A 16,939-nucleotide genomic window follows, 5' to 3' on the forward strand; every position below is an offset into this window, starting at 1 on the left:
ACTTGCTACGGAGCTGACCATGCACTCTCGTGTCGATTTCTACACCGCCTCGCCGGATGCCCTCAAAGCCATGATCGCGCTGGAAAGCGCAGTGACAAAACTGCCGTTGGAAAAGTCGCTGATCGAACTGGTCAAGCTGCGTGCCTCGCAAATCAATGGCTGTGCCTTTTGCGTCGACATGCACACCGCCGATGCGCGCAAAGCTGGCGAGACTGAACGCCGTCTGTATGCGGTGTCGGTCTGGCGTGAAACACCGTTCTTCACCCCGCGTGAACGCGCGGCGCTGGCCTGGACCGAAGCCCTGACTCGCATCAGTGAAACTCACGCCCCGGACGAGGATTACGCCCTGTTGAGCGCCGAGTTCGACGCCAGGGAAATGGTCGACCTCAGCGTGGCGATTACCACCATTAACGCCTGGAACCGACTGGCGGTGGGTTTCCGCAAAATGCCCCAGGCCTGAGTCGGGATCAATGAGCGTCTGCTGACGGCGCAGCCGGTGGTTGCACCTTGCGCATCAACGGCACCATCAGCGTGGCGATCATGAAGCAGACCATGATCGTCAGGAACGCGTCGCCATAGGTTTGCGTCTGGGCTTCGCGGTAGGTCAGCAGCCACAGTTGGTGCAGGCTGGCGGTGACGCCCGCGTCGCCGCTCTGACCCAGGGCGGCGAAGTTGCTGCCGACCTGTGACAGCCACTGGTTCAGGGCTTCATTGCTGCTGTTCAGGTGCTCGGCCAGTCGCGTGAAGTGCAGGTTGGTGCGGTCATTGAGGATCGTTGCGCAGGCGGCAATACCAATCGCACCTCCCAGGTTGCGCATCAGGTTGAACAACCCCGACGCGTGCTTCAACCGCGCCGGGGCCAACCCGCCCAATGTCAGCGTGACCGCAGGCGGCACCGCCAATTGCTGGGCAATCCCGCGTAACGCTTGCGGCAGGATCAACTCCCTGGCGCCCCAGTCATGGGTGATCGGGCTGAAGTCCCACATCGACAACGCAAACAGCCCAAGGCCGGTCATCATGATCCAGCGCAGGTCGACGCGGTTGGCCAGAAAGGCATACAGCGGAATCGCCATGATCTGGAACACCCCGGTGGAAAACACCGCCAGACCAATGTCCAGTGCCCCATAACCGCGAACCCGACCAAGAAACAACGGCGTCAGGTAAATGGTCGCGAACAGGCCGATCCCGGTGACAAATGAAAAGAAGCAGCCGAGGGCAAAGTTGCGGTCTTTCAGCGCCCGCAGATCAACGATCGGGTTGGCCACGTGCAAGCTCCGGCCGATGAACGCCAGGCCCGCCAGCCCGGAAATCCACGCGGTGGTCAGAATCGTCTGGTCGCTGAACCAGTTCCAGCGCGGACCTTCCTCCAGGGTGTATTCCAGGCACCCGAGAAACAGTGCCATGAATACCATGCTCAGGTAATCCGCACCCTTGAGCAGGGACAATTCCGGCTGGTCGATTTTCACCAGCATTGGCACTGCGACGGCGACGAAAATCCCCGGCACCAGGTTGATGTAGAACAGCCAGTGCCAGGACGACACGTCGGTGATCCAGCCGCCAATCACTGGCCCCAGGGTCGGTGCCAATGAGGCCACCGCGCCAATGGTCGCGGCGGCGATGACCCGTTGTTTGCCGCTGAAGAAAAAGAACGCGGTGGTGAACACCAACGGAATCATCGAGCCGCCGAGAAACCCTTGCAGGGCCCGGAAGGCGATCATGCTCTGGATGTTCCAGGCCGCGCCGCAGAGTAGGCTGGCGAGGGTGAAACCGACCGCCGAAGCGCAGAACAACCAACGGGTGGAAAACACCCGCGACAACCACCCGGACAGCGGAATTACGATGATTTCAGCAATCAGGTAGCTGGTCTGCACCCAGGCGGTTTCGTCGGTACCGGCCGAGAGCCCGCCGCCGATGTCACGCAGCGAGGCTGAAACAATCTGGATATCCAGCAGCGCGATGAACATGCCGATGCACATGGTGGCGAAGGCAAACACCTTGGTCGCCGTCGCCATGCTCGCGGCATTGAACGGTTGAGCCTGGGCGGTGAGGGCGCGGCTCATGGTGCGCTGGCCCGGGCGATGGCAACGGTGGTTTCCTTGGGCGCGGTTTTGGTATCAACCGACGCGGTCACCGACAGCCCTGGACGCAACTGGCCGAGCACGCCGTCGGCCGGATCGAGGAGGATCCGCACCGGCACCCGCTGAACGATTTTGGTGAAGTTGCCGGTGGCGTTTTCTGGTGGCAACACACTGAACTGCGCGCCAGTAGCCGGCGCCAGGCTGTCCAGATGGCCATGGAATTCACGGCCCGAGAGCACGTCGGCATGAATGCTCACGCGCTGGCCGGGCACCATGTGCGCCAGCTGATCTTCCTTGAAGTTGGCATCGACCCAGAGTCCGCTGGCCGGCACCACCGAGAGCAGTTGCGAGCCAGCCTGGGCATAGGCGCCAACCCGCGCCCGACGGTTGCCGATCACCCCGTCGACCGGTGCACGCAGTTCGGTGTAGCCGAGGTTCAATTGCGCGAGATCCCGTTCGGCACGCGCCTGCATTAACGCGGCTTTGGCTTGTTGCTTGCGGGTAGCGATCACGTCCAGCTGCCGTTGCGTTGCGAGGAGTTCGGCCTGTGCCCGGGCACTCTGCGCTTGAGCCGTCTTGAAGGTGGCATCGGCGCGTTGCGCACTTTCCACCGACACCGCATTACTGCCGACCAGTTTCTTGTAGCGGGCATTGTCATCCCGCGAGCGGGCGGTTTCCGCACCCGCGGCATCGATCCCGGCACGCGCCTGACCGATCACCGCATGCTGCAATTGCTCCGTGGCATCGAGGTTGGCCAGCAGCGCTTCTTGCGCCGCAACGGCGCCTTCGGCCTTGGCCAGGCTGGCGCGATAGTCGCGTGAATCGAGGCGTACCAGCAGGTCGCCAGCCTTGACGCGCTGGTTGTCGGTCACCAGCACTTCTTCGACATAACCGGCGACTTTCGGCCCGATCACCGTTACATCGCCACCAATGTAGGCGTCGTCGGTTTCTTCGATGAAGCGGCCGCTGGTCCACCAGTGCGAACCGTAGAGGGCGATCAATACCAGAGCAACAAGGCCCGCAACGGCGAGCAACAAGCGCTTGAGCAAAGGAGGGCGCGCAGGTTGCACGGCCAGGGAAGGATCAACAGTGTTCAGGCTGGTCATGGCAATCCCCTATGGGGTAGCAGTCGTTATTACGGCTGTAATATGACGCGAGTAATATTTTCTGACAAATGATTTTTCCAGCCGCTCGTCGGTTGCCGGTCATCCTGGGGGGACGCTTTTGATAGGGGGTGCTGTGAGCGGGCGTGCGAGCCACACGGCTTGATCGATGAAAACTGTAGTGATGTTTAATTATTAAATACGACGTAGGCAGCGTCTTGCATTTGTGTAGTCAGGGTTTGACTATCACGGCAATTGATAGCGTGGCATTAGGCCGGTTAATCGAATGCAAGGATGTTGAGTGCCGTTTTCGCTTTCTGTTGTTCCGCGTTTTTCCACCCCCTTCTTTCCACGTTTGTTGGCCGCGCTGCTGAGCCTGAGCATCGCTGCGCTCCAGGCTGCAGAACCCTCGGCACTCGGCCAGGAAGGGCTGCGTCAGCAACAGCAGCAACAACGCGACCTGCAACAACTGCAACTGGAACAGCGGCGCCGCCAATTGGAACGTGGCAGCTTTGGACCGGCGCCAGGCACTCCGGCGTTGCCCGCGCAGGTCACTGCCGATGAGCGATGCTGGCCCTTGAGCGGGACACGCATTGGCGGCGTCACGCTGTTGAGCCGCCGTGAACTGAATGAGCAACTCAAGCCGCAGATCGCTTCGTGCATGGGTGTCGGCCAGATCAATCATCTGTTGGCGACCATCACCCGCTTGTATGTGGATGCCGGTTACATCGCCAGTCGACCGTACCTGGTCAGCGCCCCGGCGGCCGGTCAGTCGCTGGATATCCGGGTCGATGAAGGTTACGTCGAGTCTATCGAACTGCAGGATCAGAGCTTGCCGGTCGCACTGGGAGGGGCCTTTCCCGGCATGCTCGGCAAGCCGCTGAACCTGCGCGATCTCGAGCAGGGCCTGGATCAGTTGAACCGCTTGCGCTCACTCGATCTGACGGCCGACATCGCCCCCGGCAGCCAGCCTGGTGCCTCGCGGATCATTTTGCGTTCTCGCAGCAGCGCCGCCTCGCGCTGGGCCCTGGGGCTGGGCCTGGATAACCTTGGCAGCGCCAGCACCGGACGCGATCGCGACACCTTGAGCCTGAGTCTGGACAGCCCGTTGCAGCTAAACGATCTGCTCAGCATCAATCTCAGCGACACCCTCAACCACGGCCCGCGATATAGCCGCAATACCAGCCTGTATTACGCCATTCCGTACGGTTACTGGACGTACAGCCTGTTCGCCAGCCATGCCGAATACCGCGCGCCGTTCAAACTCAGCAGCACCACGTTGTACAGCCGCGGGCTGACCGACCAGCTCAGCCTGCGCACCGACCGCGTGTTGTGGCGTGATCAGGGGCATCAGCTCAGCGCCAGCCTGCAACTGGCGCACAAGGACGTCGACAGTTATCTGGAGAACATTCGCCTCGACATTCAAAGCCCGACGCTGACCGTGGCCGAAGCCGGGTTGAACCTGTTCTGGCTCAACAGCGCGGTGTGGAACCTCGACATCAACTACGCCCAGGGCCTGCGCTGGCTGGGGGCCGATGACGATGCCCTGCGCCAGAACAGCAACCTGCCCAAGGCGCAGTTTCACAAGTACCGCGCAAACCTCAGCCAGTGGCGCAATGGCCAGTTCGCCGGGCAAGCCTGGCAGTGGCAGAGCCAGCTCTCGCTGCAATACAGCCCCGACCCGCTGCCGGCCATCGAACAACTGCTGGGTACCGACGATTCCGCGGTCCGCGGTTACCGGGAAAACAGTGCATCCGGCGCCACCGGAGCGATCTGGCGCAACACCTTGCGCTTGCCACTGAACAGCGGCCTGCCGGTGCAAATCACCCCGCGCCTGGGCCTGGACAACGGTTGGCTCAAGGCCGATCACGGCGCTCAAGGTCAACGGCTGAGCGGTGCCAGTGCCGGGCTCAACCTGAGCTGGAAAAACCTGCAAGTCGACATCGACTACCAACGCAGCCTCAACACACCCAAAGGCTTTGGGAATGAACCCGAAACCTGGCTGATGCGCCTGGGCCTGCAGCTATGAAAACCGCCATCCCCGACAGCCTGAAACAGCCGCGGTATCTGAGCGCGACAGCAGCGGCGTACTCCCCAACGCGCAACTGGATTCAGCCGATTTATTGAGAGGTTCTCATGCCGATAGAAAAGTTCGCGTTTCACCTTTCCCCTCGGGGCAAACTGCGTTGGGCGATTGCCAGCCTGTTCCTCGTTGCCCAATTGCCTCAGGCGTTTGCCGGTGGCGTGACGGTCGCACCCGGTTCGGGCGGCACCCCTCAGTTGCAAAATCAGGCCGGGGTGCCGATCGTCAATATCGTTGCGCCCAATGGCGCCGGTCTGTCGCATAACCAGTTTCTCGATTACAACGTCGACCGTCAGGGGCTGGTGTTGAACAACGCCCTGCAAGCGGGGCAGTCGCAACTCGCCGGGCAATTGGCCGCCAACCCGCAGTTCCAGGGCCAGGCGGCGAGCGTGATCCTCAACGAAGTGATCAGCCGTAACGCCTCGGCCCTTAATGGCGCGCAGGAGATTTTCGGGCGCTCGGCCGACTACGTGCTGGCCAACCCGAACGGTATCTCGGTCAATGGCGGCAGCTTCATCAACACCCCGAATGCCAACCTGGTGGTCGGTCGTCCCGAACTGAACGACGGCAAATTGCAGGGGCTCAACACCCGTGACGCCACCGGCCAATTGCAGATCCAGGGCCAGGGCCTGGCGAACCGCGAAGGCAGCATCAACCTGATCGCCCCGCGCATCGACAGCCAGGGCCGTATCGATGCGCGCGACCAATTGAACCTGACTGTCGGCCGCAATCAGCTGGATTACCCCAGTGGCCAGGTGCGCAGTGTCGACCCGGCCGGCACCACTCAGGATTCGCGCATCGATGCCAGCCTGTTCGGTGCCATGCAGGCCGGGCGCATCAACATTGTCAGCACCGCTGAAGGCGCTGGCGTGCGGGTCGGTCCGGTCCAGGTTGAAGGCCGTGACGGCGTGAAGATTCAATCCGCAGGTGACTTGCAGATCAGCGGCCAGGCACTCCCCAATAGCCTCGACGTCACCCGTAGCGCGGTACGCAGCAGCCAGGGTGATGTTACGTTGCACGGTGACAAGGACCTGACGTTGGCGGCGGCGGATGTCAGCGGTCGCAACGTCAAGCTCGACGCCGGGCGCAACCTCACGCTGAGCAGCGTCGAAGCGCGCAAGCTTCAGGAAAAACGCGAGAACTGGAACAACAGCACCATCGGCATCACGTGGGAAACCTACGACCGGACCCAGACCGACAGCGACTCGCGCCAGCACGGCAGCCAGGTCGTGGCCAGTCACACTGCCGAACTCAAGGCCGGCGCCAACACCGAACTCAAGGCCGCCAAGGTCGAGGCCGGCGAAACCCTGAAGATCGACAGCGGTGCTGATCTGCGCCTGACGGCAGCGACTGAAACCCGCACCCAGACCGATCAGGGCCAGCACCGCAAGCACCTGTGGAAAGCCGACTGGAACAACAGCAGCGAGGAGCAACGCAGCGTCACCAGCCAGTTAAAGGCCGGCAAGAACATTGCGATCAGCAGCGGCGAGTTGTTGTCCTCGCAAGGCGCGGAACTGACCAGCAAGGGCGACATTCAGCTGGCCGGCAAACAGGTCGAGATCGGCAGCGCCAGCCGTACGCAACGCAGCAGCAAGAACGGGTACTCGGGCGATCTGGTCGGTGGCGGGTTCTTCGGCAAGACCGGCGATGCCGATCAGGGCAAGACCCTGAATCAGGGCAGCAGGATCAACGCCGACGGCAAATTGATCGTCAAGGCCGACGACGTGCGCATCAGCGGCAGCCAGGTGCGTGGTCGGACCGAGGCCAGCGTCATCAGCGACAAAGGCTCGTTGACCATCGATGGCGTACAGAACACCTCGCACAGCAACAGCCATGACAAGGACAGCAAATTCTTCGGCATCGCCAAGGATGAAAGCCGCCAGAACCTCAAGGGCAGCACTACCGTCAGCAGTCAGCTGAGCTCCGACAGTAACCTTGCGCTCAAGAGCGCCAAGGACATCGACGTGGTCGGCGCGACTGTCTCGGCTGGTGGTTCGCTCAGTGCGGACGCGACGGGCAAGCTGACGGTCAGCTCGGCTCAGAACACTTCCGACAGCAGCGCCTCGAGCCAGAATCGTGGTTTCGACGCCTATGCCAAGGAGAATGCGCCGGGTGCCGGCCAGTACCGCGCCGGTATTCATTATGAAGACAAACAACAAACCACCACCGCCAACGAAACCCGTCTGCAGGGCTCGAGCCTGACCGGCGCCAACGTCGAACTGACGGCGGGCGGCGACCTGACGCTCAAAGGTGCCAACGTCAAAGCCACTGCCGGGGATGTCAGCCTCAGTGGGCAGAACGTTGCGCTGTTGGCTGAACACGACAGCACCTCCAGCACCACGGACACCACCCGCAACGCTGGCGGTTTCTACTACACCGGTGGTCTGGATCGCGCCGGCAGTGGCGTCGATTTCGCCCACGGTAGCAGTCAGGACAGCAGCGCCAAAACCACGGCTCGCACCACCGGTGTCGAGAGCAGCGGCAAGCTGCAGATCAACGCCGGCAACGGCACGCTGACCACCCAGGGTGCACAGGTTGCCGCTGGCTCGACGCTTCAGGTCACGGCCGGGCAGGTTGACAATCAGGCTGCCAACAACACCGACAGCAGTTCCCACAAGGAGAACAACTGGTCGGCCGATGTCGGTGCCAACGTCGAGTACAAAGGCATTGCCCGTCCCATCGCCAAAGCCATCGAAGGTGTGGCCCAGAGCAAGGTTCAGCAACCGGGTTTGCTGGATAACCTCACGCAGCCGAATGTCGGCATCGACGTCGAGGTCGGTCATTCGAACAAAAGCCGCACCGAGCAAAACAGCAACGCGGTCGTCAGCCAGTTCAAGGGCGGGGCGGTTGATGTTCAGGTGGCCGGTGAAGTGAAGGATCAGGGCAGCCAATACCGTGCAACCGATGGCGCGCTGACGATCAAGGCCGACAGTCAGGTCGCGACGGCGGCCGCCAACACTCACAACAGCAGCGAACAATCGGTGGATGCCAAGGTGGGCGTTCGCGTCTACACCACCACCGGCGAAGACGTGAACGTGCGCGGCAGTGGGGCGGGCGGTAGCAGTCAGACTTCCGAGACCAGCTCCAAAGCCGTGGTTGGCAGCTACGCCGGCAATCAGGGCGTGAAGATCGATCTGCGCGGTGACGGCCAGTACGAAGGCAGTCAGTTCAACGGCGGGCAGGGCGGTGTGGCGATCAAGAGCGGTGGCGATCTGGCGCTGAATCAGGCCAATGACCATCAGAGCGGCAGCACTTCCAGCCTGCGCGGCGATGGCTCGTTGACGGTCGGCACCAACCCGGGCGCCGAAGGCACCAACGTCAATCTGGGCGCCGGTTTCCAACTTGATCACAAGGCCAACCAGACCGACGACAGCCAGGCCCGGGTCGCGAGTATTCAGGGCAAAGGACCGGTGCAACTGAGCAGCGCTGGCAATCAAGTGCTGCAAGGCACGACCATCGGCACGGTGGTGAACAAGGCGACTGACATCTCGTTGAACGCCGGCGGCAAGCTCGATCTGCAAGCCGCGACGGACACTCACAGCGCCAATGGCAGCAACCTTGGCGGTGGCCTCAATCTCGGTGGCGGTAAAAGCAGTACCGAGAAAAGCAGCGGCTTGAATGGCAACCTGAGTGCCAATTTCAACATTGGCCGGGTGGGTGAAAACAGCCAGAGCCTGAAGGGCGGCAGCCTGAACAGTCAGGGGCCGGTCCTGCTGAGCAGCGGTGCCAGCGCTGCTGACGCCATCCACTTGCAAGGCACTCAGGTCAGCGCACCGAGCGTGACCCTCGATGCACAACAAGGCGGGATCTATCAGGAGTCGGCGCAATCGACTCAGGCCATCAACAACTGGGGGCTGACCCTCGGCGCTGGCGGTAATGCGAGCAAGTCCACACCGTCGGCGACCAACGATCAGGACGTGGCCAAGAGCGGTCACGGCTTCGACGCGCGAGCGAAAATCGACGTCGACAACCGCACCGGCACCACCCAGAAAAACAGCCACATCCAGGCCGACAGCGTGGTGCTGAACAGTGCTGGCGACACCCGGTTGGCCGGTGCCCGCATCGACGCCAAACAAGTCAGCGGCCAGGTTGGCGGTGATCTCACGGTCGAAAGCCGTCAAGACCATGAGAGCAGCGTCAAGGTCGGCATCGATCTGCGTTTGAATGCAGAGAAAAATCAGCCAGGCGCCGTCGGCAAACTGGCCAAGACCACCGGCCCGCTCAAGGACAAGGTTGAGGGCAAAGCCCAGGACGCTTTCGACAGCCATCGCGACAAGCTGGAAACGGCCGTCGATAAAAGTGTCGAGGGCCTGGCCTCGGCCAAGGACTCACTGACCCGCAGTGGCAGTTACTCGCTCAACGAGAAAGACTCCGCCGGCACCAAGGTCGCCGACGCGACCCAAAGCGCGCTGTTCGGCGACAAGAGCGGTGAAACCTCATACACCCCGACGCTGTACCTGGACGTCAGCCACACCAGCAAAAACAGCGTTTCCCAGGCGTCCGGCATCAGCGGCAGCCAAGGCGTCGACCTTCGGGTGGGTGGCGAGACGCAACTGACCGGTGCACGGATTTCTGCCAAGGAAGGTTCGGTGGATCTGGGCGGTTCCAGGGTCACCAGTACCCACCTCAGCGGCAGCGACTACCGGGCCGATGTTGGCCTCAACCTGTCCAAGTCAGCGGTCAACCTGGCGACCGGCGCCAAGGACGAACTGACCCAAACCCCTGACGCCGCCACGGCCAGGGATCGCAAGTTCAACCTCGGCCCGCTGAGCGCCGGTGGCCATTACGAGACTCAGGTGCTGCAAGCCGGTATCGACGAGAAAACCCTCTAAGCCGGGGGGCTTGCGCAAACAATAAAGCCCCTCTCCTGGCAACAGGAGGGGGGCTTTGCTTTTGACTGCGGTAACTAATAAGTTCACTTGTTTTTTCTGTCGGCTACCTGAACATCATTCGGAAAACAGTGTGCATACTCTGTTGAGTGCGGACAAATCAGTAACTCGGTGGATATACTCCGGCGCATCCGAAGAACGACTCTTTAGTTGAGAAGATATCGCTGATCAAGCACTTGAATGATGTTTGTTTGTGCGCGCGACTATCAGGAACAAGTGTGCTGATGTTTCGTAATGTGTATCAGTGTGTGTAACTTGTTTTTGATGGTGAGCACTCTTGGTGTCGGCCTGTATAGGTTTCAAGGCAGGCATGGTGCCGGTGGTGGACGTTTTCGGATGAAATAAAATTGTCACAAAATGAAATGAATTCCGTTCGGCCAAGTTGGGCAGTCGTGCCTCGTCATGGCCGTTAATGAAAGATCAGGAGCGTCGAAGATGACCGAAGAACCTAGTTGTAACGCTCAACCCCTGAGCACTGCCTTATTGTTGAAGACATTAACCTTAGCCGTCGCAAACCCTCCTCGTTATATTCATGAGGAGCATGTGCGTGAACAAGTATTCAAGGTCGATCATGCCAAACTACACACCTTGCCGCACCGCCCACTCGAAAATCACTGCGCAGGCCGTTGAGGCCGTTTCATTCACTGCTTTTCTTCAAGATCTGTCTCCCCACAAACGCGGGGTCATGCGGCAAAACCTGGTGTTTGTCGGTGTGGCCGTTGGCGTCTCCCTCCTGCTGACTCTGTCGTCCAAAGCCCATGCCGCCGGAGGCCCCTATGTGGTCGATGACGGTTCGATCAACGCCCCTGGCGAATGCAACGTCGACGTCTGGTACAAAAGCCAGCGCCACCAACAGTCGAACCATGAGACGGAGCTGTCCCAGGACTGCACGTTCAAGGCGCTGCCCTCGGTGCAGTTCGGCGCCGCGGTGTCCCACGGTCACGACGATGGCGACAGGGAGACCCAGGTCAGCCCGAAGATCAAGGCGCAGGTGTTCAGCGATGACGATCTGGGGCTGGAAGTGGCCCTTGCCGCAGGCGCGAACTTTGCCCTCAACCGCCGCCACTCCTTCGATGGCGCCGACCTGACCGTGCCCATGACGTATCAGCCTTTCGAGTCGTTGCGCCTGAACGTCAGCACCGGCTGGACCCACGAATACGACGACGGCAAGCAACGCCGCAGCTGGACCTGGGGCACAGGCGTTGAATACGCGCTGGCCGAATCCCTGACGCTGATTGCCGAACGCTTCGGCCAGCAGGGTGCAGATCAGGGTTGGCAGGCCGGACCTCGTCTGCATCTGGGAAAAAAGGTTGATATCGATCTGGTGGTCGGACGCCACCTGAACAACGACCGCGAACGGTGGCTTGCCACCGGTGCCACGTTGCGTTTTTAAACAGCCTGCTGTTCAGTTCACCTCACCCGCCAGCGCATTGTGGCGGGTGACGGTGTGAAAGATCGCAGCCTGCGATCTTTTGCTTTATTCAGACCTTTAATGCCTTGCCACCGACCGCCACAGCCAGCAGCAACACCGCGATCAATCCGAAGGCAAAACTCAAGCTGCTGCCATGGGCGATAAAGCCGATCACGGCAGGCCCCGCCAGGATTCCCGCATACCCCAACGTCGTGATGGCGGGCACGGCGATGTTTTCCGGCATGACGTTCTGTTTGCCGACAGCGGTGTACAGCACCGGCACGATGTTCGAACACCCGACCCCAACCAGCGCGTAACCGATCAGCGCGGCTTCCCAGGCCGGTGCCAAGGTTGCCAGCAGCAAACCGGCAGCCGCAGTCAAACCGCCAAACACGATCACGCGTGTCGCCCCCAGCTTATGCACGATGGCATCGCCCGTGAGCCGCCCGACCGTCATGGTCAAGGCAAACGCGGCATAGCCCAGTCCGGCATACGCGGTGTCGAGATCACGCTCTGAGGTCAGGAACACCGCGCTCCAGTCCAGCACCGCACCCTCGGCCAGGAACACGATGAAACACAGGCTGCCGATAAACAGCACCACGCCATGGGGAATGGCGAACGCCGGCCCCGAGCTTTCGCTGCCGTAGGGCAACAGATGGGGCGCAGCCTTGAGCAACGACACCAGCAGAAACACGACCACTACCAAGGTCGCGCCCAACGGCGAAATACCCAGGCCGAGCAGGGCGCTGACACCGGCCGCGCCGACAATCCCGCCGAGGCTGAACAAGCCGTGAAAGCCCGACATCATGGTCTTGCCGCTGGCTCGCTCGACGATCACCGCTTGCAGGTTTACCGTCGAATCCACCGTGCCCAACCCGGCCCCGAACAGGAACAGCGCAGCAATCAGCAGCGGGATCGACGACACCGTCGCCAGCAGCGGCAGTGCCAGGCAGATCAACAGCGTGCCGCCACTGAGCACCCGTCGACAGCCGAAGCGCGAGGCCAGCGCACCGGCCATCGGCATCGCCAGAATCGAACCACCCCCCAGGCACAGCAACAACACGCCGAGCGTGCCGTCATCGAGCCCCGCCCGGGCTTTGGCGTAAGGCACCAGCGGCGCCCACGCGGCGACGCCGAAGCCTGCGATAAAGAAGGCGATGCGCGTCGACATCTGTTCGAGGCGCCCGGGGCGGACCGAGACGGGAGGGATGATGGCGGTCATGAAAATCCTTGGTACTTCGCAGGAAACTGTGAGCAGGGCCACATCCTTGCACATCAGCAACCGTCAGACGACCTTGAGGTTCTGTGGGTGTGATTCGAGTCGCCAGCGCTTACAGTAGCGTCGTGTTCCAGACTTCACCCAGGACCTGTCCATGACCTCGCTTTTCGATGCCCGCGGGAATATCTACGCCGTTGTCAGCCCACACGATCTGCGTCAGCGCGGGATCAATCTGCCGGGGGACGCCAGCCTGTCGGCGCAACGCCGTACCGATTGGGCGCTGTCTGCGGTGGAAGCCATTTGCAGCTGGGCCCCCGGCACCCAACCGGCCGGTGCCAAGGAACACCGTTCGGATGGCTTGCTGGTCGGCCCGTTCCAGGCTGCGCCACCGTTTGACCTGTTGATCGTCAACACCGACGGGACATTGGCCGAGCGCAGTGGCAACGGCCTGACGATTTTTGCCCAGGCACTGACCGAGCAGGGCTTGATGCCGGCGCAGGGACGTTGCCTGCTCAAGGTTCACCATGACAAAGGCGATGCCGTGTCTCCTGTCGAAACCTCGGTAACGCCTGCGCAGGTCGACGGCGTGCAGGGTTTCTGGCTGGACCTCGGCAAACCGGCGTTCGGGCCGAATGCTGTGGGGGCCCAGGCGGTCGAGGCGCGGACATTGAATCAACGTGAGTTGAGCCATGTGCCGATGCTCGCGCGGCTGAATCCGCTTTGGGCTCACAGTCAGTTCGTGCGGATCGGCAATCCCCATTGTGTGACGCTGGTGGCGGATGCCGAGGCGTTGCCGAGCAATGAGCAGATGCGCGAGCCCGGATTGTCGGCCGACCTGACGCGCATCGCTTTCGCGCCACCGAGCGGGGCTGGCGAGCCGTGTGCGGCGGGCGTCAATCTGCAATGGGCGAGGCTGGAATCCGAGCGGCGCATTGTTGCCCGGGTCTTCGAGCGAGGGGAAGGGCCGACCGCATCGTCCGGTACCAGCGCCAGTGCGGTGGCTTGCGCGGCGTGGAGTGTGGGGTGGGTGACGGCGGGGACTGTGGCGGTGGTTATGCCTGGCGGTACGGCGCCGGTGCTTCTTGAGGAACAGGACGGTGAACTGAGCCGGGTCAGTTTGTTCGGGACGGCGCGGTTGATGTCCTGATTCTGCGGTGTCGGTCAGAACGCTATCGCGAGCAGGCTCGCTCCCACACTGGCTCTATGTCGTTCACAATGTTTGTGGTCGCCGCGGTTCCCTTGTGGGAGCGAGCCTGCTCGCGATGGCGTCAGCCCGGTCAGCCGAAAAACTCGACCACCGGCATCTGCCGCTTCATCAACACCTTCCCGCCACGAATCGAGTACAGCGGCAAGCCCTGGCTGCGGATGACCTCGTAATCGCTGTCTGCCGACAGAATCAGCAAGTTCGCCGGACGCCCCGGCTCCAGCCCATAACGATCGCCCAGGGCCATGGCCTTGGCGCTGTTGTCGGTCACCAGGTCCAGCGCGGTTTGCAGGTTACGGTAACCGAGCATGTGGCAAATGTGCAGGCCGGCTTCGAGCACCCGCAGGATGTTGCCGTTGCCCAGCGGATACCACGGGTCGACGATCGAATCCTGACCGAAACACACGTTCATCCCGGCTTCCAGCAACTCGTTGACCCGGGTGACGCCCCGGCGTTTCGGGAACGTGTCGAAGCGTCCTTGCAGGTGAATGCTTTCGGTCGGGCAGGAAACAAAACTGATCCCTGAATGCCCGAGCAGACGAAAGAGCTTGGCGCAGTAGGCGTTGTCGTAGGAGCCCATGGCCGTGGTGTGGCTGGCGGTCACCCGTGAACCCATGTCGCGGCTGCGCGCTTCTTCGGCCAGCACTTCAAGAAAGCGTGAGTGCGGGTCGTCGGTTTCGTCGCAATGCACATCCACCAGGCACCCGGTGCGCTCGGCCAGGTCCATCAGGAATTTCACCGAACTGACACCTTGATCGCGGGTGTACTCGAAATGCGGAATGCCACCGATCACGTCGGCACCGAGGAGGATGGCTTCCTCCATCAAATCGCGGCCATTGCGATAGGACTCGATGCCTTCCTGGGGGAAGGCGACGATTTGCAGGTCGATCAGGTGTCGACTCTCTTCACGCACTTCAAGCATCGCCTTGAGCGCGGTCAACTGCGGGTCAGTAACGTCGACGTGGGTGCGCACATGCTGGATGCCGTGGGCGGCGAGGGCGCTGATGGTCTTTTTGGCGCGGGTCTTGGTGTCTTCCGCCGTGATGGTCGCTTTGCGCTCGCCCCAGCATTCGATGCCTTCGAACAACGTGCCACTCATGTTCCAGCGCGGTTCACCGGCGGTCAGCGTCGCATCGAGGTGGATGTGCGGCTCGACGAAGGGCGGCACCACCAGATTGCCACCTGCATCGAGGTCTTCGGGGCCAAGGGTCGGCGCTTCGGTCTGACGGGCGATGTTGGCGATCAGGCCGTTTTCCAGGTGCAGTTCATGCAGGCCTTCATGGTTGCGCAGGCGGGCGTTGATGATGTGCATGGGGACGGGTCCTTTTCTCGATCGATAGCGTCAGTGAATGCCTGAATCATAGGCATAAAAAAACCACCGGTCTCGGTGGTTTTTTTTGATCCCCAGGCTTACTCGCCGTGGTAGATGCAGCCGCTGGTGCAGGTTTCGTGGATGCGAATGGCGCTGAGTTCCGGCAGCAACGGCTTCAGCTCGTTCCAGATCCACTTGGCCAGGACTTCGCTGGTCGGGTTTTCCAGACCGGGAATATCGTTCAGGTAGTTGTGGTCCAGGCGCTCGTAGAGCGGCTTGAAGATCGCCTTGATTTCCGAGAAGTCGCGAATCCAGCCGGTGTGTGGATCGAGGTCGCCGCTCAGGTGAATCGCCACTTTGAACGAGTGACCGTGCAGGCGGCCGCACTTGTGGCCTTCCGGGACGTGAGGCAGGCGGTGGGCGGATTCGAAGGTAAACTCTTTGAAGATTTCCACAGTGGTTTGAGCTCTGTCAGGTGGCTATCGCCCGCGGCGATGGGGCAGGTCGCGAGTTTAACAGCTTGGGTCCGGGGTTGCGGGAAAACACTGACTAAAGGGTCAACAGCTGCTCGCCCAAACGCCCGCTGGCCGTCAGTTCGAGGAACTCGTCGCCGAGCCGCTGGCTCTCGTCCATGGCGGTTTTCCAGTATTTCTGGCGGCTGGCCGGATCACCCATGAAGCGCTTGAAGTCGTTCCGGTCGGGTAATTTGCCGTAGGGCAGGCGCGACAGGTAGGCCTTCGACGGCGCCACCAGCAGCACATCCTGCAAACGCCCGGAATGGCCGCGTCGCCATGGCAGGGTTTTGTCGAACCAGCCGGGAATCACCCGATCGGTGAAGTGCGGGTAGAGCACGATGTCGTCACCGCTGTACGGCAAGTCGAGGTGGTAATCCAGCAAGCCGCCATCGCGATAAGTCCCGGTACCCGCACCGGGCAAGTCGCGTACGCCTTCCATGACCATCGGGATCGAACCCGACGCGAGCAAGGCCTGACGCAAGTTGCCGGCGTTCAGCGGGACGAAACGCGACGGGAAGTCATTCAGCGCGTTGAGCGGCGGCGCCAGGCGTGGGTCATGCACGATCAGCCGTTCGAGGTGCCGCGACAACCGTGAGCGCCCGCGCAAGTTGTCGGCGATCACCGATGACAAGCCAAGCCCGAGCCGCCCGCGATGATCGTCGGCGAGCAGGCCGTGGCTTTTTACAACCATGATGTTCAACCGATAGAGCGGGTTGTCCAGCAGTCGCGCATCGTGCCCGTCGAGCAAGTCATGCAGCATGCGCTGCGAGCTTTGGCTAATCTGCGCCATGCTCATGCCCTTGGCAAAACGCTGCGCGTTGTACAGTTCACCGAGGCGTCTGATGCCTTCGGCGGCGTCCGGTAAACAGGCACTGGCGAAGCGCCAGGAACCCACCGAAGCGCCGATCAGCGAGCGCTCGCGCGGTGCGGCCGGTAGCCACTGCCCGAACAGCGCCAGGTCCAGACCTTGAATTCCCAGGGCCTTCGGCCCACCGGCGGCACCCGGTAGCGTGCCGACCTCCAGGGCGCTCAAGCCGTTTTCGCGAATCCGCGTAAAGGCTCGTGGGCCGGCCTTGAGGGTCAGGGCAGGGAATTTGATGTGGATGGCGCTCATACCGGTCTCGA

At 61.7% G+C, this 16,939-nt stretch carries 12 protein-coding genes; 6 read left to right on the forward strand and 6 right to left on the reverse strand.

Going from position 1 to position 16,939, the window contains the following annotated elements:
* Positions 1 to 19: 19 nt before the first annotated feature.
* A complete protein-coding gene (locus AC1DIH_RS18915) occupies positions 20 to 460 on the forward strand; it encodes a carboxymuconolactone decarboxylase family protein (RefSeq protein WP_477772843.1) in 441 nt (146 codons plus the stop codon).
* 7 nt (positions 461 to 467) lie between these two features.
* Here the strand turns inward: AC1DIH_RS18915 and AC1DIH_RS18920 are convergent, their stop codons facing one another.
* On the reverse strand, positions 468 to 2,060 hold the full coding sequence (locus AC1DIH_RS18920) for a DHA2 family efflux MFS transporter permease subunit (protein WP_477772844.1): 1,593 nt from the start codon (positions 2,058 to 2,060) through the stop codon (positions 468 to 470).
* Complete coding sequence (locus AC1DIH_RS18925; protein WP_477772845.1) at positions 2,057 to 3,184, reverse strand: HlyD family secretion protein; 1,128 nt, start codon at positions 3,182 to 3,184, stop codon at positions 2,057 to 2,059. Before AC1DIH_RS18925 ends, AC1DIH_RS18920 begins: the two co-directional genes overlap by 4 nt.
* Positions 3,185 to 3,482: 298 nt before the next feature.
* On the opposite strand from AC1DIH_RS18925, the gene AC1DIH_RS18930 reads away from it, so the two are divergent.
* From AC1DIH_RS18930 to AC1DIH_RS18945, 4 genes are all read left to right on the forward strand, one after another.
* Positions 3,483 to 5,210, forward strand: coding sequence for a ShlB/FhaC/HecB family hemolysin secretion/activation protein (locus tag AC1DIH_RS18930; RefSeq protein WP_477772846.1), 1,728 nt, complete (start codon positions 3,483 to 3,485; stop codon positions 5,208 to 5,210).
* 107 nt (positions 5,211 to 5,317) lie between these two features.
* The gene (locus tag AC1DIH_RS18935; RefSeq protein ID WP_477772847.1) at positions 5,318 to 10,096 is read left to right on the forward strand and encodes a hemagglutinin repeat-containing protein; all 4,779 of its coding nucleotides are present in this window, start codon (positions 5,318 to 5,320) and stop codon (positions 10,094 to 10,096) included.
* A 492-nt stretch (positions 10,097 to 10,588) separates the two neighbouring features.
* Positions 10,589 to 10,783 (forward strand): hypothetical protein, encoded by a 195-nt coding sequence (locus tag AC1DIH_RS18940; RefSeq protein WP_477772914.1) that lies wholly within the window; start codon positions 10,589 to 10,591, stop codon positions 10,781 to 10,783.
* Positions 10,725 to 11,546: a hypothetical protein gene (locus AC1DIH_RS18945; protein WP_477772907.1), complete on the forward strand. Its 822-nt coding sequence runs from the start codon at positions 10,725 to 10,727 to the stop codon at positions 11,544 to 11,546. Before AC1DIH_RS18940 ends, AC1DIH_RS18945 begins: the two co-directional genes overlap by 59 nt.
* 88 nt (positions 11,547 to 11,634) lie before the next feature.
* Here AC1DIH_RS18945 and AC1DIH_RS18950 read toward each other — a convergent pair whose 3' ends face one another.
* Entirely contained in the window at positions 11,635 to 12,786 is a 1,152-nt protein-coding gene (locus tag AC1DIH_RS18950) for an MFS transporter (protein WP_477772848.1), read from the reverse strand.
* Between the two features lie 151 nt (positions 12,787 to 12,937).
* On the opposite strand from AC1DIH_RS18950, the gene AC1DIH_RS18955 reads away from it, so the two are divergent.
* The gene (locus AC1DIH_RS18955) at positions 12,938 to 13,930 is read left to right on the forward strand and encodes a diaminopimelate epimerase (RefSeq protein WP_477772849.1); all 993 of its coding nucleotides are present in this window, start codon (positions 12,938 to 12,940) and stop codon (positions 13,928 to 13,930) included.
* A gap of 130 nt (positions 13,931 to 14,060) precedes the next feature.
* Here AC1DIH_RS18955 and codA read toward each other — a convergent pair whose 3' ends face one another.
* From codA to AC1DIH_RS18970, 3 genes are all read right to left on the reverse strand, one after another.
* The gene (codA, locus tag AC1DIH_RS18960; RefSeq protein ID WP_477772850.1) at positions 14,061 to 15,299 is read right to left on the reverse strand and encodes a cytosine deaminase; all 1,239 of its coding nucleotides are present in this window, start codon (positions 15,297 to 15,299) and stop codon (positions 14,061 to 14,063) included.
* 98 nt (positions 15,300 to 15,397) lie between these two features.
* Positions 15,398 to 15,754 (reverse strand): 6-carboxytetrahydropterin synthase QueD, encoded by a 357-nt coding sequence (gene queD / locus AC1DIH_RS18965; RefSeq protein ID WP_019692825.1) that lies wholly within the window; start codon positions 15,752 to 15,754, stop codon positions 15,398 to 15,400.
* 94 nt (positions 15,755 to 15,848) lie between these two features.
* Positions 15,849 to 16,928, reverse strand: a complete 1,080-nt coding sequence (locus tag AC1DIH_RS18970) for a patatin-like phospholipase family protein (RefSeq protein WP_477772851.1) — start codon at positions 16,926 to 16,928, stop codon at positions 15,849 to 15,851.
* Positions 16,929 to 16,939: the final 11 nt, after the last annotated feature.

It is taken from the genome of Pseudomonas sp. 05N36 (assembly GCF_056397385.1).